This is a genomic window from Dyadobacter sp. HNCC25DJ185 (assembly GCF_056895195.1).
The window spans coordinates 222,395-240,526 of the sequence record NZ_JBXHAR010000004.1 but is presented as its reverse complement, the minus strand read 5'-3'; the positions used below and the strand labels follow the sequence as shown (position 1 = coordinate 240,526).

The window sequence follows — 18,132 nt, the reverse complement described above, 5'->3', positions numbered from 1 at the left end:
CATTCCCTTTGTAATTCGTACGGGCGGAGGGAATCGAACCCCCACGCCTTGCGGCACTAGATCCTAAGTCTAGCACGTCTACCAGTTCCGCCACGCCCGCTTATTTACCCCTTTATCCGCCTTTCGTCGAATTGGGAGTGCAAAGGTATTCTTATTTTTCCTATACATGCAAGTTTTTTGTGAAATTTTATCTTTTGGCTAGCCAATATTGAAAAATGTGCTCAAAATTTGTTATTTTGGTAAAGCATACCAATACATATAGCAGTGGAGCAACTCGTTGAACCCCTCACCATTGATCTGGAACAGGAGCGTAAGGATATCCTCAAAAAATACCGCCGGTTATTACGTACAGCCAAGCCTTTTTTGAAGGATAATGATGCAAAATTAATCAAAAAGGCTTTTTATACTTCGGTCGATGCGCACAAGGATATGCGCCGCCGATCAGGAGAACCCTATATCTACCATCCGCTGGCGGTGGCGCAAATTGTAGTTGAAGAAATCGGCCTGGGCACCACAGGTATCGTTGCGGCTCTGCTCCACGATGTGGTGGAAGATACCGATATGCGCATTGAAGACATTGAACGTCTTTTTGGAAAAAAAGTAGCGAAAATTATCGATGGGCTGACCAAAATATCCGGGCGGTTCGAGTACGGAACTTCCCAACAAGCGGAGAACTTTCGGAAAATGCTGCTGACACTCTCAGACGATGTCAGGGTGATTCTTGTGAAGCTGGCCGACAGGCTGCATAATATGCGTACGCTGGACAGTATGCCGAGGGATAAGCAGCTCAAAATTGCCTCGGAAACCATATTCATCTATGCGCCGCTGGCACACAGGCTCGGGTTGTACAGTATTAAGTCCGAACTGGAAGAGTTGTATCTCAAATACACCGAACCACAGGAATACCGGGCGATTGCCAGGAAATTGAGAGAAACGAAAGGAATCCGCGACCGCTTCATTGCCAAATTCATGGAGCCTATTGCACAGGACCTGGAAGCTGCGGGACTTAATTTTATCCTGAAGGGCCGCCCCAAATCGATCTATTCGATCTGGAATAAAATGCGCAAGCAGAACAAGCCTTTTGAGGAAATATATGATCTCTTTGCAATCAGGATCGTACTGGAATCGACCGCAGAAAATGATCGGGAAAAGGCGATTTGCTGGCAGGCGTATTCGATCGTAACGGATCACTACAAGCCCAATCCTGACCGCTTAAAGGACTTTTTGAGCACTCCCCGCGCCAACGGATACCAGTCGTTGCATTCAACGGTGATGAGCAAAAGCGGACAATGGGTGGAAGTTCAGATCCGTACGACAAGGATGGATGAAATCGCCGAGAAGGGTTATGCGGCGCACTGGAAATACAAAGGAAATGATACCAAGGTCAGAGGTAACATCGAGCAATGGATCACCCAGGTTAGGGAAACGCTCGAAAACGGATACGGCGATAAAACGGCCGCTATCGAATTCCTGGACGAGTTCAGGAGCAATTTATTTAACGAAGAAGTTTTTGTGTTTACACCGAAAGGTGAACTCAAAGTACTGCAAAGCGGCGCCACCGCGCTGGACTTTGCATTTGATATTCACTCCGAAGTAGGAGCGCATTGCATGGCGGCGAAAGTGGGCGGGATTTTGGTCCCGATCAGCTATGTGCTGAACAATGGCGATCAAGTTGAGATCATCACTTCCAGCAAGCAAAAACCCAATGAAGACTGGCTGCGGATCGTCGTAACCTCTAAGGCGAGAGCCAGGATCAAGGATTTTCTCAAAGAAGATAACCGTCGTTATGAGACCGACGGGAAACAAATGGTTGAGAAAAAACTGAAGATATTAGGCATAGACCTGACCGCCGAAGTAGTGAACCAGTTGCGCGCTTTTTTTGAATGTAAAACGGCTGCAGATTTTTTCTATAGAATCGGTAAAGGGTACATTCAGCTGGATGAATTAAAGCGGTTCAAGAAAGACAAGGAGGCGAAGGAGCGTAAATCTTCTGATGTTGCGCATGCTATTCCCGCACCAGGCCATATTCCCGGGGACGGAAAGGCATTGACCAAATTTTTGAAGCACATCCATGGCGACCGTGCCGATAGCGATACACTGCTGATTGGTGATGACATGGATAAAATCGATTATAAGCTGGCGCCATGCTGCAACCCAATCGCAGGAGATGATGTATTTGGGTTTGTAACAATCAATGAGGGGATCAAAATACATAGGACTACTTGCCCGAACGCCGCTGAGCTTATGTCGAAACACGGGAATCGTATTATTAAGGCTAAATGGGAGTCGAGTAAAGAAGAAGCGTTCCTGGCAGGGCTCTATTTATCAGGAACCGATCGTGTCGGGTTGGTTAATGACGTGACAAGGATTATCTCCAATGAGCTGCACATTAATATGAGAGGTCTTACCATCGATACTAAAGATGGTGTTTTTAACGGAGACATTAAGCTTTATGTGCAGGATACCAGGCATTTGGACATATTGATTGAAAAACTAGAGCACGTGGAAGGTGTATATAATGTACAGCGGTTTGATACCAATCTCACCGGGAAATAAAGGGTTGAACGATTCTATTAGTGTGTTGTTATTGAGGTGACAGCGATTGTCCAGGCATCGTAATACTGCCAGATTAACTGTGATTTAAGTAAAAAAGCGTATTTTCGCGCAAGAATATCAGAGATATGCCACAAGCCAGCAAACCAAATTTCGAAGCCGCAAAGAAGATCTTAACGGCCTATCTGGAAAACAAAGGACTTCGCAAAACACCGGAGCGTTTTGCGATATTGGAAGAGATTTATAACCGGGAGGATCATTTTGATGTAGATGAACTTTACATCAGTATGAAAAATAAGCGCTACCGGGTAAGCAGGGCAACTGTTTATAATACTTTGGACGTTCTGGTAGATTGTGATCTGGTGACCAAGCATCAGTTTGGCAAAAACCTGGCCCAGTTTGAAAAATCGTATGGCAACAAACAACATGATCACCTCATTTGTACCGATTGCCATAAAGTGATGGAATTCTGTGATCCCAGGATCCAGAGTATCCAGAATATGGTTGGTGAAATGCTGAATTTCAGCGTGCTGCACCATTCTCTTATTTTTTATGGAAACTGCACCAAAGAAAACTGTCAGAACAAAAACGAAGTTCGGGAAACGACGGCCGTTTTCGAAGACCGATAGCATATCAGGACCGAAGGCCCGCAGAAGGCGGCGCATTTATCTTACACCATATTAGTTTCAGTAATCAAAAATTGAATGAAAGTTGACGTACTACTTGGTCTTCAATGGGGAGACGAGGGAAAAGGTAAAATTGTGGACGTTCTTGCTCCGCGTTATCAGGTTGTTGCCCGATTTCAGGGTGGCCCCAATGCAGGGCACACGTTGGAGTTTGATGGAATCAAACACGTACTACACCAGATTCCGTCCGGCATTTTTCGCAGCGACATCCAGAATATTATCGGGAACGGTGTGGTATTGGACCCTATCGTTTTTAAAAGAGAGATAGAGAACCTCGCAAAATATAACCTGGACCTGATCAGTAACTTATTTGTGTCCAAAAAAGCTTCCATTATCGTTCCGACGCATGCATTGCTTGATGCAGCTTATGAGCGTTCCAAAGGAGATTCTAAAATCGGGTCTACATTGAGGGGTATCGGACCTGCTTACCAGGATAAAGTAGCGAGATTAGGGTTACGCGTGGGAGATGTGCTTTCTCCGAATTTTGCTGCTAAATACAAGAAGCTCGTAGATGCACATAAGGTAATCCTGGACTTTTATAACTACGATTATTCCGACGTGCTTGCTGAGAGAGAAGAGAATTTCTTTGCTGCAATTGAATTCATGAAGCAGTTCACGTTGGTTAACAGCGAGTACACGATCAATGACGCGCTTAGTCAAAGTAAAACAGTTTTAGCAGAAGGTGCCCAGGGATCTTTACTTGATATCGACTTTGGTTCTTATCCTTTTGTGACGAGTTCAACAACCATGGCGGCCGGCGCATGTACTGGTTTAGGTATTGCACCCCATCAGATCGGTGAGGTATTTGGTATTTTCAAAGCATATTGTACGAGAGTAGGCAGCGGGCCATTCCCAACGGAACTGTTGGAAGAGACTGGTGAAAAAATGCGTCAGGAAGGCCGCGAATTTGGAGCTACCACAGGACGTCCGCGCAGATGCGGCTGGCTCGACTTGCCTGCGTTGAAATATGCGATCATGATCAACGGGGTAACTCAGTTAATCATGATGAAAGTGGATGTCCTTACGATTTTTGATGCGATCCAGGTTTGTACCAATTATCGTCTTCCCGATGGAACGCTTACAGACCAGCTTCCCTATGATCTTTGTGACGAAACAGTGGAGCCGGTTTATAAAGAGTTCAAAGGATGGCAGCAATCGCTGGATGGTATACACGATTTTGATGCGATTCCCGAAGAGTTGCTGGCTTATGTGAAGTTCCTGGAAGAGGAATTGAAATTGCCAATCACTTTTATTTCAACAGGTCCTGACCGGGAGGCTTTAATCAGCAGGGAAGCTCCCGAGTTATCGGTATAGCCTAACGGCCATTGTTTTGGTGTTATCACCAACAAATACGACATGTGAGAATAGCTGTTGCCGGTGACAACACCGGCAACGGCTATTTAGACAAGCCAGTGTTGATATCGCCAACGCTATCAAGCCAATAGATTCAGCACGTCTTCTTTGCTGAGTGACTTTATAAATCCTTCTTCATTTGAGATCAGGTCGTCGGCTAACTGCTTTTTCGTTTTCTGAAGCGCCAGGATCTTTTCTTCGACCGTGTTTTTGGTGATGAATTTATAGGTAAAAACCGTTCGATCCTGGCCAATGCGATGCGCCCTGTCCACAGCCTGTGCCTCAATGGCAGGGTTCCACCATGGATCCAGAATAAACACATAGTCTGCCGCGGTGAGGTTCAGTCCCAAGCCTCCGGCCTTCAGTGAGATAAGAAATATCTTAATCCCCTCATCTACCTGGAAGGTTTCTACCTGTTCCTGCCGATCGCGCGTTGCGCCATCCAGGTAAGCGAACCTGATCCCCCTTTCCTCCAGGTAATGCCTGAATAGTTCTAAATGCTTGATATATTGACTGAATATCAGTATTTTATGATCTTCGCTGATCACTGTTTGCATCTTGTAGAGTACATCTTCAAACTTACCGGAACCATGTAGGTATTCCGGATCAACCATGCGCGGATGGTTTGCAAGCTGCCGGAGCCTTGTCAACCCCTGCAATACCACTAGTTGCGATTTGGATATTCCTTCGGCATCGATGCTCTGCAGAATCAGATTACGGTAATATGCCTTGGCTTCCTCGTAGGTTTTTTCCTGCTCGTCAGTCATGTCGCAATATTGGATGCTCTCCACTTTCTCGGGTAAGTCGGTAGCGACCTGTGATTTTAATCTTCTCAGGATAAAGGGCTTGATAAGATTATAAAGCCTTTTGATTTTGTCTTCATCGCCACGCTTCTCTATAGGAACCTGAAACTCGTCCCTGAAAAATGACTGGCTGCCTAAAAGTCCCGGATTGATAAAGGACATTTGAGACCATAAATCAAGTGTATTATTCTCAATCGGCGTGCCTGTCAGTACCAAACGGTGCGCCGAATTGAGCTTTCTGACGGCACGGGTAATGATTGATGCGGGATTCTTGATAGCCTGGGATTCATCAAGGATGACGTAGTTAAAGCGGTAACTTTCAAGTATGTCGATATCCAGTCGGATAATTCCGTAAGATGTCAGTACCAGGTCATACTGGTCAAATTGAGCCGTATCTTTTTCACGGCCGGTACCTGTATAAAGCAGGACCTTCATATCCGGCGTGAACTTATGCGCTTCAAGCTGCCAGTTGTAAAGCAGGGATGTCGGCATGATGAGCATAGAAGGATGACTAACTCCAGCCTCTTTTTCGGATTGAAGCAATGCAAGTGTCTGGACCGTTTTGCCAAGGCCCATATCATCGGCCAGGCAACCGCCTAACCTGTATTGTTTCAAAAATTGCAGCCAATCGTAACCGGTTTTTTGGTAAGGTCTTAAAGTCCCGTTGAAATTCCTTGGCGGCTCCACAGGCTCTATCTGTTGAAAGTCACGCAGATTTTCAAGTTTTCGGCTGATTACTGCGGTAGCGAGATTATCTTCATTTAGTTCTTGCACCAGTGCTAAATGGTGCATCCGCAGTCGGAGGTCATCATCGGCATCTCCGTGTTCTGTGAAAGAAAAGAATTCTGAATACTTGGTAAACCACCATTCCGGAATGACCGCGACCTCCCCGTTGGGCAGTATAAATTCCCGTTTCCGGTTAAGTATGTAATTTCTCAGTTGGATAAAAGGGATCTCAAATTCGCCAAATCTGACCTTTGCATGGATATCGAACCAGTCTGTCCCCTCATTGATCGAGATGTCCAGCGACGAATAACCGAGGAAGTAGCGCTTTACATCACTTGTATTCTGTCTGACGCTGATGCCATTTTCGGCGAGCGCCGGAGCATTGCTTTGCAGCCATCCAAATGCCTGCGACTTAGGCATTTGGACTTTCCCGTTCCGCATATTCAAACCCCATTCTTTCAGCAGACGTACGTTTAGGGTCTCAGCGTCGATGTTTCTTTTGACCTTATGAAAAAAGTATTCATTTCCTTTCTTCTCCATATGCACGCTGGAAGGATGGGCGAAGCTATCGTAGTGGAAGGAAAATCCTGCGTACAGGAACGACAGATCAAAAGCAACATCATTGTCTTCTTCCTCCATCAGCTCCACGTCATCCGGCTCCTGAAACAAAACCGGCGCTTTTTTTGCAGAGTTTGAATATTCGGAAATCGTCAGCACGGTTTTTGGCGATGACGACACGTTTCTGATCTCAAAACCCCGTGCAACGACATCATAAGATGCGATTAGTGGTGCGACAAAACGACCATAATATTGCTCCTCCATCTGACCCGGGATGGCGATGAATTTTTTGCTCAGAAAAGGTTTGATCTTCTTTCCGTCTACATTACCTTCAAAGTTGTAGAGATGGCCTTCGACAACCAGCCATGCCGGATCTTCGCAGATCAGAAAAGCATTTTTATATTGAAAATCAAGCTTTTGAAACTGGTGCCTTATCGTCGGGAAATAATGAGTGTTATCCTCATTTCTGATAAAGTGAAAACGGATGGTCGCCTTATCTTGCTCCATAACGACCGGCTTCCAGATCGGATTACCATCGCTGCCCATGATGAACATGTCTTTGCCTGATAGCCGTTCCAGGATCCTGGCTTTACAATTTTCAAGATATTCGCTGATTGCTTCCTGAATTAGCTTGTCACCCTTTTGAGGATCGTAAACCTTGAGAAAGAAGTCAATGGCATTCCATTTTTTGGTGTTGAACTTCCTAAGAATAGCATCCTGCTGGATGTCATCAATCAGCCTCACCAGCTCGAAATCACGCGTGTCCAGCCCGTTGCGAAATTCCTTGATGTTTTTGGAAGAAATGTTTTGTATCTGAAATGTAAACTCACCGTGATTGTTGAGCTGGACTACAAATGATTCAAAGATATACCCCAAGTACTCGTGGTTCAGAATTGAGTAAACAATCTTAAAAGGTTCTGAGGGAGATACTTTCATGGACTGTTCTGCGTGATGAGTTGTTGATGGGAAAAGGGATATAGGGCCGTCGGAAATAGCCGTCTTTACGGTATGGAAAACTTCAAATATAGGTTAAAGCAGGGCAAAAAAAAAGACTCCTGCCACGAAGTCTTTTCGAATAGCCGCTCCGCATATCAGGTCAACGCAGCCGTTTTTTTTCTTTTTCTCCCCACATTTCAATCCGATCCATATTATCTGCGCTTAATGGGCATTTTTAAAATGTAATTTATCATTCACCAATGAAACGAGCATGGGAGGTAGCGGACAAATCAACAGAAAGGACAGCTTGAAAAATGGCTGTCACGGGATACGCCGATTTCTGGAAAAAAGTTTTGACTGGATCGCACTGTTGCTCATTACCGTGATTATTCTACTGACGTTAGTGTTCCTCTAATCCTATTTCTCAGCCCGTTTATGAAGTCATTTCGTCCATACTTTATTTTTGGCGTATTACTTGTCATTTGTTACCATGAAAAGCAGTATACCTGTCCTTCCCCCGACGATTCCCTGAAGGTTCCAGGACTTTTTATCTGGAAATTCGCGTCCGATGATAAAACAACCCCTATTCCGGCCTTTCAAACGCGCGTTCAGATTAGTAACACTCCTATTGAAGGTTCTTATCACCCTGCGGAATCCCAAAAAGACATGGAACGGTCGGGAATAATCAACAATGAAAACGGACTGATATTGATCGGGTTGCCGAATCGGAAAATAACCGGGACTTTCAAAGGTATGCCCGAAAAAAAGAGCGATCGTTTGCTGAGATCCTCAGGCTGCACCAGCCCAGTAGCGGCAATTTGTTATCCTTTTCTCTCAATGAAGCCGGATAGGTAAAAAGAGCAGTAAGGTCAGCCGAAGCAGGGGCTTTTGTGAAATAACAATGCGTATTATTTTTTTGATTTATGAAGTATCTAATGGTTTTCCTCATTGCTTTTTGTACTTACAGGAAAACGATTGCCCAAATGCCGGTCCTCACGCTCGAACATCTTACGACGAAGGAAGGGCTTCCTTCCAACGATGTATGGTGCTTAACCAAGGACAAAAGCGGTTTTTTATGGATCGGTACTGGACGCAACATATGCAGGTATGATGGGTACGACTTTCTTCGGCTCGACAGTTTGCTGCTAGGCTATTGCTCCGGGGCATCTGCGGATTCAAATGGGGATATCTACACTTCCGTTGATACTCGTGGCTTGTGTAAAATTAATATCCGGACGCTTGAAGTGACTACGGTGATTTTTAACAATTATGACGACGCTGACCCCGGAAACGATCTGCATGAGCAGGGAATGGTGGACTCCCACGACCAGGTATGGGTTTGCGATTATTCTTCTGTGAAACGGTACGACCCTTCTACAAAGAAACTGCGCCGCTACACTTTTTCAAATTCTGCCTCGGGGGGCGATATATACCAGTACGCCAGCTTTTTCGAGGATGCCCAAAAAAGGTTATGGGTCGTTTCGGAATTGGGGTTGTACAGCTATGACCGCAAAAATGACAGACTGATTTGTGAGCTTGGAATGGATGCGGAATTGCCTGCAAATAAGATCCCGATAAGGCTTAGCAAAGCCTCGGCAGATGCTGCGGGCAATCTCTGGATCGGAGGGTATGAATATGGTTTAGTTCGTTTTTCGCCTGGCGACAAGTCTTACAGTGTCCGTAAGGCTGGTTTTGAGCATAACAATGTATTGTGCGTTCAGGAGTCGTCGGATGAAAACGGCCGCAAGCTCCTGTTTATAGGAACCAGTGATGGGATCAGCATTCTTTATCCGGAGACTGGTCAGTTATACCATTTACCCGAGTTTTATAACAATGGAATAAAAGTCAATGATATGTTCGATGACAAAACGAACGGAATATTGTGGGTGGGTACCAGCGAAGGCGTTTACAAATACCGTTACCGGAATGTCGGCATACGGACCATCACTCTGCCATCGAATATTGTGCGGCTTCCCGTCCAGATCACTTGCATACTGCCCACTCCCAATCAAACTTATCTGCTTGGGCTTTCACATTCCGGGGTGATAGAATGGAGCCCCAACAGCAATCAATTCAGGTTGATGAAGTATCCTTTTAACGCACAATCACAACAGTTGCGATGGATTCAGGGCAGGCCTTTTTCTTTTACGGATAAAGGGATTTTTATCGGGGATAAGCAGGATTTTTCCGAATGGAAGCCTGGCAAGCAGCACTTTCGGAACCGGGATTTCCGGGATGGCTTAACAGACAGAAAGGGCCGTCTCTGGATCGCCAACCTGAACGAAGGACTGAAGGTTATTGACCCTGTCACAAATGCGGAGATCAAGCTATGGGATGACAAGGAAATGCGTAAGCTCGTAAACCTGAGTTATATCAAAGGAATTCTGGAAGGCCTGGACGGGAAGATCTGGATCGCAACTTGTTCGCGGGGCCTGTTTTTCTATGATGAAAGCCGGAGGGAATTTATCAATATCGAGAAATTGCCCTTCAATAAAGGCAAGAGGCTGGGAGGGGACTGTATTAACGGCATGCAGTTGACAACCGACGGTTCGATCCTGGTAGCCAGCTGGGGAGGTGTTGCCAAACTCGCAAAGTCGGGCGAGGTGTTACATACATTTTCGTTCAAGACCACTCCATTGAACGACACATATTGTGCCAATATAGCCGAAAGCCCAGGTGGAAGTTTGTGGTTTAGTACCAATGAAGGCATCCATATAGCCAATTTAAAATCCCGGGAAATACGCTATTTGACGACCATTGAAGGCCTGCGCAGTAATGCGCCTGTCGGATTTTACTACAAGCCGGGTAAGGAATTGTTACTTGGGCATACCAATGCAATCAATATTCTGAATGTCAATCAGCTCGGCAGGCAGCTGACCAGTCCCCAAATAGCGCTGAGCAAGGTTGAAGTAAAAGGGAAAATGTGGAAGAAAGACCCTGCAAAAGAAATCGTGCTTCAGCCAGATGAAAACGCAGTGACGCTCGATTTCTCGACGCTCAATTTTGAGCCTGCCTCGCAAAATCATTACAGTTATCAGCTGGAAGGTTTTGATTCCAACTGGATCGATCTGGGAAATCAGAACACGGTATCGTTTACAAATCTTCCTGCGAAATCCTACGTTCTGAAAGTGGTCAGTAGCAATAATTCCGGTGTCAAAAGTGCGACGCCGCTGACAATCCATTTGACGGTAAGGCCTTACTTTACAAATACCTGGTTTTTCAGGATTCTGATCGGGTTATCTATCGCCGCGCTCATTGTTGGCATGATGCGTTGGAGGTTCAATACGTTGGCGGAAAGGACACAACTAGACCTGCAGATTGCGGAGTGGCGGCTAAAAGCACTTCAATCCCAGATGAACCCCCATTTCTTATTTAATTCCCTCAATTCAGTGCAAAACTATCTTCTGACCAACCGGGGCATTGAGGGGGCCAAGTATCTTTCCAAATTCTCCAAGCTGGTGAGGAGGATCATGGAAAACTCAAATCATCAATATCTGTCATTTGAGAAAATTGTGGACACGCTGAGGATGTACGTGGAAATAGAGTCGTTCCGCTTTAACCATGAATTTACTTATGTCTTTGATATAGAGGAAAATGAAGCGCTGCTGGACGCGCAATTACCGCCAATGCTGCTGCAACCCTACGTTGAGAATGCGATCTGGCACGGGCTCATGCCCAAAGAGGGGGAGAAAAAGCTGATCATTACGGCCAGGCTTGAAAACAAACACATCATTTGTACCATTGAAGACAATGGGGTAGGACGTAGGTTTGCGCCACGGACTGAGGGACATATTTCTCGTGGCCAGGAAATGACCCGAGGTATTTTTGATTCACTGCGAAGAAAAGACAGCGAGGCAAAACTCGAGTTAATAGACTTGCATGGCGTAGATGGTAACCCGGCAGGTACCAGGGTGAGAATGATCATTCCAATCGAAAACGTATGAAAATGGGGCAATTTCTGCGAGCAGTCATTATTGATGACGAAACCAATGCACGTGAAGCACTTACCAGCCTGCTTGGTATTATTTGTCCGGACGTAGAAATTTGCGGGGAGGCGAAAAATGCGGACCAAGGTATTGAGCTGATCGTAAAAGAGCGTCCTAACCTGGTTTTTCTGGATATACAGATGCCCGGGAAAACGGGTTTCGACCTGTTGACGAGTTTTGAGAAAATAGACTTTGGCGTCATTTTTACCACGGCTTACCAGGAATATGCAATCAGGGCGTTCCGTTTCAGCGCTATCGACTACCTGCTAAAACCCATCGATCCTGATGAACTGCAGACAGCGGTGGAGAAATTCAAATCCAAGATCGGCAGCGTTAACCCGCAGCAGCTGCAAATTTTACAGGAACATCTCGATCCCGCCAAAAGCCCGCGGTTGATTCAGCGTAAAAGAAATGAAAATCAGCGTATTGCGTTGCCTACTGCGGAAGGGATCCACTTTGTACAGATGACCGAAATCATCCAGTGCGAGTCGTTGGGTTCTTATACCAAATTTCACCTGGTTAAAGGGCCCGTGATTGTGGTTTCGCGGCTTTTAAAAGAGTATGAAGAGATTTTGGATAACTTCTATTTTTTCCGTGTTCACCAATCGAATATCATCAATCTGGAACACATTAAGCGCTATGTGAAGGGCGACGGAGGGCAGGTATGGATGAGCGATAATACTGAAATCGAAGTTTCACGTCGGCGTAAAGACGAGTTCCTGGCACTGTTATCTGATTTCTATGTGAACTCAGGCAAGCTCAAATAAAAGTTTTACGGTCTGCCATTTTTAGGATTATCCCTGCCACCTTTAAAGTAAAACCAGCCTCCTGTATATTCGAAAAATCGCGCCCTTCCTGTTGTATTAGTTTTGAAATGTCCAAAGGGAAACAAGGTAACAAAAGCAACCCCAATCCCTGAGTTAACCAAGATTTTAAATTCTAAAACAACACCCAATTTCACTATGAAAGCTCTACGTTTCTTCGCAGTCCTGATATTTATTAGCCTTGTTGGTTTGACTTCATGCAGCAAAAAGTCAGACGATGTTACCCCGGATCCAGCCTCCGTGGTAGGGTTCAGTGTCAAAGTAGATGGCAAGGCCTATACGCCTGATTATGCTTATGCACTTGCCAGTTTCCCCGGTAATGACAATTATTACGCAATTTATGGTCTGGACAGCAAAACAAGTGATGTAGTCGCTATCGCTTTGCCGAATAGCGTGAAAGAAGGTACAGTACCCATTAATGAAACAAATTTTGGTGTAATGACTATTAATAAAGAGAGCTTTTCCACAATCAACGGCGGTAGCGGAACAATTACGATTACAAAAAGAACAGCAACCAACATTGCAGGGACTTTCAACTTCGTCGCGATGGACGCCTCAGGCAAAGTTAAACGCGTACTGACGGAAGGAAGCTTTAACGTGAACGTGCGTTAAATGGCGTTATCCACAATAGATCTATACACACCCGGCTGCCCACAAGCAGCCTTTTTTGTGGGCTGTTTATTTAATCTTTAACAGATATTTTAGCCCTACTGAAATAAAAGTCAGCTTATGCAGGACTATCTTTTTGATTTCAGGAGATTAATATTTATTTTAATGGTAAAAAAGTCCTATGAAAACTCTCATTATCCTTGCTTATTTTAACGAGCCTGAGGGAAGCTAGGGAAGCAGCTTTCTCAGTAGGCGTCATGGCGCAGACAGGTCCAACTTGTCTGCTTTTTTTATGATTTTAGAAAATTCAAAAGAGGGACCTTAAATTGGTTCATCACAAAAAAACTATTTTTTCAGTCACCCCCCAACTTTTCGGACTGCCCCCCCTGAGCCTGTTTGGCACGAATTTTCGCGCATAAAAAAAGAGATCACACATTTGATTGCGTAACCTCTTCAAAATCAGTACCGGGGACGGGAATCGAACCCGTACGAGCGTTTCGGCTCACAGGATTTTAAGTCCTGCGTGTTTTGGTTTTATGTGATCTATTTTGATATTATTAACACTGATAATCAGATATTTATGTAATTTATTGATTTGCTAAAATCTGTTTTGAATCGCGATTTGTTTGGCAAATGTTTGGCATAAATCCTGTATCTTTGCCTTGTAAACATTATCGATATGGCATCGGTCACAGTAATTCTCCGGAATAAAGATAACAAAGAAGGGAAGAGGAACCTCTACCTGCGGATTATTAAAGAAAGACGGATTTCCCAGGTCAGTATTGGTCACAGTATACTTGAATCTGATTGGGATCCTATAAAGCAGAGGGTGAAGAAATCTCATCCAAACTCAGCGTGGTTGAATAATCTCATTGCGAGAAAAATTGCTGATGCCACAGATAAACTCATTGAGCTGGAAAAGGGTAATTCTGATACGACCTCCAAAGCGGTTGTGAAATCTCTCGGCAAGAATAAAGAAACGAAATTCATTGCTCAGGCTGCGATATACATAAAGGAACTCGAGCAGTCCGGGAAGTTCAACCAGAAATCAGCGGATGAACCTCGGGTAAACAGATTTAAGGAATTTCTGGAGGGGGCGGACATCGCCTTTTCAGAGATTACGCCCGTCTTATTGAGGAAATTCCGCGTTTACCTGAAAAGCACGCGGGGGGTGAGTGAAAGGACGATTGTCAATCATCTTGTCGTTATTCGTACGATCTACAACCGGGCGATTGAAGCCAAGATCACAAACAAAGAGCACTATCCTTTTGGAAAAGGCAAGATTAAGATCAAATTTCCAGACAGCACAAAGATTGGTCTAACAAAAGAAGAGGTTAAGGCGCTCGAGGAGATCAAATTGCCTCCCGCTGAAAATCATGCACGTAACCTTTGGCTGTTTTCCTATTATTTCGCGGGTATGCGAGCGTCTGACGTTCTTCGTGTAAAACGGTCCGACTTTCAGAACGAACGCCTTTTTTACACTATGGGTAAAAATAAGAAAGCTGACTCATTGAAAGTGCCAGAAAAAGCCCTTCGCATAATGGATCAGTACCCGACAGGAAATAAACACGATCTTCTATTCCCAGATTTGGCTCGAAACAATGATCTTTCCAATGATCTAGCTGTTCAGCGCCACATCAAAACGCGCATTCGCAGCTGTGACGACTATCTTTCTAAAATAGCAGAAAAGATGGAGCTTACCAAGAAGCTTACCATGCACATTGCACGGCACACATTTGGGAATATTTCCGGAGATAAGATCCCTGTCCAAATGCTCCAGAAGCTGTACAGGCACACGCATATCACGACAACAATTGGCTACCAGGCTAACTTTATTCATCAAACAGCTGATGATGCTCTGGATGCCGTATTGGAAGGCTAATAGGTGATTTCCTACACCCACATCCATTGAGCGGGGTCAAAGCCAATATGCATGGTCGGCAATATCGCTTCACGACCCAGCAATGGCATTGGAGATGATGCAGTAGTAAACAGCACACTCGCTGTAACAGATTGGCCCTCAATTTTAATTGATATCCCAGTCATTAAATAAGAGGTCACTGACCCTGATGCCGTATGGGCAGTCATAGATGTGCCGGTTTTTGCAGGATCGTGCCCGACTGCGAGTCCTACGGAAACCGGCAAGGTAAGATAGTCTGCGCCCGTGTCGACTAGTGCCTTGAAGCTGGTTGAACCACTCGGTCCAAAAATTTCAACATCTGCATATGGGCGGTTTCCGGTATATGTAATGAGATTTGGAAAATGGACTGTCATATTACTGGGTCAAATGTTACGAAGAAAAAAATAACATCCTTGATTTGAATGTCTTTGCGGTCGATGACGATTGATAGAAGATCATCAAACGAACCTCCACTAATGACAATGCCATTTTCGTTAGCAGCGATCCACTTATTGTTATATGGATTGAGCTCATCCCAATTAGCGTCGATCCAAATAGATCCGGGGTGTACAGCCATATCAATCGGTTATTAAAGGTGGGCCGGGAGGTACATCATCTGGTTGCAACAACTTTTCAGCCACTACGTTACTTACCAAGGGGTTTTCAGGGTTTTTGACATACTTGATTTTGATAGTATTGGTATTTTCCCTCGTGGTACTTCCTCCAAGATTAAGGACTTTAATAACAAGTCCGACTTCGGCCTTTTTTTCAATATTGATGCCGAACTCCACTTCACACTCCTCAAAGAGCATTGAAGCACCCTTAAGCTCCCCAGCTTTTATTTTGCTCTGAACTCTGCGATCTGCTTCCACTATTTGACTGGAAATGAATTCCAATACGTCTGCAAGCGGTACTGTTTCTTCGATATGTTCTGTATCCATATACTTTGTTTTTATACAACAAGTTAGCCATAACGGTCTGAAATTCAATCTTGATTGATTGTAATGCTGTATTTGGACTGAATTCTTTAGTGAACGGTCACACCGGAATGAAAAAGTGGTAAAAACATGCGTTTAATCACAATCTCATTCCGGTGTGATTTCAAGTTCTATCTTAAAATGGTTCCCTGACACACGTTTCGAGATAGCTCATGATCGATGCCCGATCATAAAGAATAACCTTTCGCTTTGGCTGGCTGAACCTTATTTTTCCCTCATCCCGAAGGTTTTGCAAAGTGGTTTTTGATTTGATGTTTAGAAGGGCCATGGCTTCTTTGCCATTGATCCATTTCTCTGGTTCCTGCGCAGGCGCTGCTTTCCCTATTCGCCTGACAACGGCTTCAATGAGCGTATAAAACGCCTCAGTTTCAACACAAATAACTTCCATATCTATTATTGGTTTACGAGCGAATTCGAAAGGTTTTCGGCGTAATTCCGACGATGATGGAAAGATATGAAATCGTTTTTTGCGATCGCCGTTTTTGCAAGAGCCTACAAAAAGTGCAAGGCCTGTTGACGGACAAGATCGCGAAATTTACTTGGTCAGCGCGAGATCCCTCATCCTGACGGCGCTCTTTGAAATTCTGAACTCCTCAATCATTTAAGCCAAATTCAAACGATGGATTTACAAACGCCAATTTACAAATTGTCGGACAAGGATGTGTTTACCCTTGACGACTGTACCCTTGGAACAATGATTTTCGGCTCTATTGGATCCGGAAAAACATCAGGTCCGGGTGAATCGATTGCCCGAGCCTTTTTGCGAAAAGGAATGGGCGGTCTTGTTCTTACTGCAAAAGTCGGTGAGACGAAAAGATGGGTTGAATATGCGAAAAAGGAAAACAGGTTAAAGGACGTTGTTGTCTTTTCTCCTGGTTCTGATAGCAGGCTCGAGTTTAATCCACTTCTTTATGAGCTTCGTTCCAAAAAAGGCGGACGAGAAGTAGAAAACCTTGTAGGGTTATTCTCTACGGCGATGCAGATGCAGGGCCGGGCAACAATGCAAAGTGGTGGCGGCTCATCTGATCCCTTCTGGATCTGGGCGATGGAGAGGCTGTTAAAAAACACATTTCACCTCCTTATTCTGAGCGGCAGATACGATCTGACCATGACCAATATTGTTAAGGTTATAAGCGATATTCCTACCGAATCTGATTTTAACAATAATGCAGAATCCGCACTCTTGAACTTCGAGCATTTTATTCAAACATATGATGAAGATGGCAAGCATCATCTGGAAGAAATGGGGAAAAAGAGCTTTACGGTTCACTGCTTAACCTGGGCATACACTGAAGTGGAGACACCCGCCCAGCTCCGCATCTTTGAAGCTATCAAATCCTATTTTCTCTCAGATTTTCCAAAGCTTGCCAGTAAGACAAGAAGCGGGATCAAAGAGCAGCTTTTTGCTTTCATTGATCCATTTCGCACAGGGATGCTCGCGGAATATTTCACAGAAGGTGTATCGGACGAACTTCTGCCAGAACGCACTTTTGAAGGTAAAATTATCGTGCTTGATCTGCCGGTAAAGGAATGGCTAAATCTGGGCGTCGTCGGCCAGGGAATGTTTAAATATGCTTGGCAAAAGCAGGTTGAACAGCGCGACACAAGCAAATTCCCGATGCCCGTTTTTCTCTTTCAGGACGAGTATCATCTCTTTTCAAACCGGTACGACAATATTTTTAATAGCACAGCGCGGGAAAGCAAGTGCTGCATTGTAAATATCACACAAAACCTGCCGAACCTCTATGCGCTGATCGGTGGTAGTAATCCGAGAGATTATGTTGGCTCAATTATCGGAAATCTCGCAACAAAGATTTACTGTGCAAATGATGAAGTTGAAACCAACAGTTTCGCAGCGCGGAGTATTGGGGAGAGTTTTGTTTCAAAAAACTCGATCAATTTCGGAACGTCCAATGGCTCGGGTGGATCTTTTTCGGATCAACGCCAATTTCAGGTCGAGCCGATTGAATTTACAATGTTCCGTCGCGGTGGCCCTCGTAATGATTTTAAGGTTGATGCAATCGTCACCAGTACTGGAAGAATATTCAGTAACGAGAAAAATCATTTTCGGGCTGTCTTCCTTCAAAACAGGTGATCAGTTCACACATGATTGCTTAACCAGATTTAATCTCTTCGATTATTTAACACGTGCTTGGGCCCGTGAGTCATAACTCATTTGCGGGTCACTTGATCCCCTGTG

At 44.7% G+C, this 18,132-nt stretch carries 14 protein-coding genes and 1 tRNA gene; 9 read left to right on the top strand and 6 right to left on the bottom strand.

The window, feature by feature from the left end; genetic code table 11:
- Positions 1 to 18: 18 nt before the first annotated feature.
- Positions 19 to 100 (bottom strand) — tRNA-Leu (locus AC1XUF_RS12890).
- Positions 101 to 264: 164 nt separating this feature from the next.
- Here AC1XUF_RS12890 and AC1XUF_RS12885 point away from each other — a divergent pair.
- The 3 genes from AC1XUF_RS12885 (at position 265) to AC1XUF_RS12875 (ending at position 4,553) form a co-directional block, all read left to right on the top strand.
- Entirely contained in the window at positions 265 to 2,556 is a 2,292-nt protein-coding gene (locus AC1XUF_RS12885; protein WP_483342210.1) for a RelA/SpoT family protein, read from the top strand.
- A 125-nt stretch (positions 2,557 to 2,681) separates the two neighbouring features.
- The gene (locus AC1XUF_RS12880; protein WP_483342209.1) at positions 2,682 to 3,182 is read left to right on the top strand and encodes a Fur family transcriptional regulator; all 501 of its coding nucleotides are present in this window, start codon (positions 2,682 to 2,684) and stop codon (positions 3,180 to 3,182) included.
- A 75-nt stretch (positions 3,183 to 3,257) separates the two neighbouring features.
- Positions 3,258 to 4,553, top strand: a complete 1,296-nt coding sequence (locus tag AC1XUF_RS12875) for an adenylosuccinate synthase (RefSeq protein ID WP_483342208.1) — start codon at positions 3,258 to 3,260, stop codon at positions 4,551 to 4,553.
- 119 nt (positions 4,554 to 4,672) lie between these two features.
- Here AC1XUF_RS12875 and AC1XUF_RS12870 read toward each other — a convergent pair whose 3' ends face one another.
- On the bottom strand, positions 4,673 to 7,615 hold the full coding sequence (locus AC1XUF_RS12870; RefSeq protein ID WP_483342207.1) for a DEAD/DEAH box helicase: 2,943 nt from the start codon (positions 7,613 to 7,615) through the stop codon (positions 4,673 to 4,675).
- Between the two features lie 435 nt (positions 7,616 to 8,050).
- On the opposite strand from AC1XUF_RS12870, the gene AC1XUF_RS12865 reads away from it, so the two are divergent.
- The 5 genes from AC1XUF_RS12865 to AC1XUF_RS12845 all read left to right on the top strand — a co-directional run bounded on the left by AC1XUF_RS12865 (position 8,051) and on the right by AC1XUF_RS12845 (position 14,916).
- The gene (locus AC1XUF_RS12865; protein WP_483342206.1) at positions 8,051 to 8,470 is read left to right on the top strand and encodes a hypothetical protein; all 420 of its coding nucleotides are present in this window, start codon (positions 8,051 to 8,053) and stop codon (positions 8,468 to 8,470) included.
- Positions 8,471 to 8,538: 68 nt separating this feature from the next.
- Entirely contained in the window at positions 8,539 to 11,559 is a 3,021-nt protein-coding gene (locus AC1XUF_RS12860; protein WP_483342205.1) for a histidine kinase, read from the top strand.
- Positions 11,556 to 12,368 carry a LytR/AlgR family response regulator transcription factor gene (locus tag AC1XUF_RS12855; protein ID WP_483342204.1) on the top strand — a complete coding sequence of 271 codons (813 nt, stop codon included), beginning with the start codon at positions 11,556 to 11,558 and terminating at the stop codon, positions 12,366 to 12,368. Before AC1XUF_RS12860 ends, AC1XUF_RS12855 begins: the two co-directional genes overlap by 4 nt.
- A gap of 195 nt (positions 12,369 to 12,563) precedes the next feature.
- Entirely contained in the window at positions 12,564 to 13,037 is a 474-nt protein-coding gene (locus AC1XUF_RS12850; RefSeq protein ID WP_483342203.1) for a DUF6252 domain-containing protein, read from the top strand.
- 676 nt (positions 13,038 to 13,713) lie between these two features.
- A complete protein-coding gene (locus tag AC1XUF_RS12845) occupies positions 13,714 to 14,916 on the top strand; it encodes a phage integrase SAM-like domain-containing protein (RefSeq protein ID WP_483342202.1) in 1,203 nt (400 codons plus the stop codon).
- Between the two features lie 11 nt (positions 14,917 to 14,927).
- Here AC1XUF_RS12845 and AC1XUF_RS12840 read toward each other — a convergent pair whose 3' ends face one another.
- The 4 genes from AC1XUF_RS12840 to AC1XUF_RS12825 form a co-directional block, all read right to left on the bottom strand.
- Complete coding sequence (locus AC1XUF_RS12840; RefSeq protein ID WP_483342201.1) at positions 14,928 to 15,308, bottom strand: retroviral-like aspartic protease family protein; 381 nt, start codon at positions 15,306 to 15,308, stop codon at positions 14,928 to 14,930.
- Entirely contained in the window at positions 15,305 to 15,511 is a 207-nt protein-coding gene (locus AC1XUF_RS12835) for a hypothetical protein (RefSeq protein ID WP_483342200.1), read from the bottom strand. The genes AC1XUF_RS12840 and AC1XUF_RS12835 overlap by 4 nt, the downstream gene beginning before the upstream one ends.
- Position 15,512: 1 nt before the next feature.
- On the bottom strand, positions 15,513 to 15,875 hold the full coding sequence (locus AC1XUF_RS12830) for a hypothetical protein (protein WP_483342199.1): 363 nt from the start codon (positions 15,873 to 15,875) through the stop codon (positions 15,513 to 15,515).
- 172 nt (positions 15,876 to 16,047) lie between these two features.
- Entirely contained in the window at positions 16,048 to 16,320 is a 273-nt protein-coding gene (locus AC1XUF_RS12825) for a helix-turn-helix domain-containing protein (protein ID WP_483342198.1), read from the bottom strand.
- Between the two features lie 231 nt (positions 16,321 to 16,551).
- Here AC1XUF_RS12825 and AC1XUF_RS12820 point away from each other — a divergent pair, with 231 nt between their 5' ends.
- Positions 16,552 to 18,027, top strand: a complete 1,476-nt coding sequence (locus tag AC1XUF_RS12820) for a type IV secretory system conjugative DNA transfer family protein (RefSeq protein WP_483342197.1) — start codon at positions 16,552 to 16,554, stop codon at positions 18,025 to 18,027.
- Positions 18,028 to 18,132 lie beyond the last annotated feature (105 nt).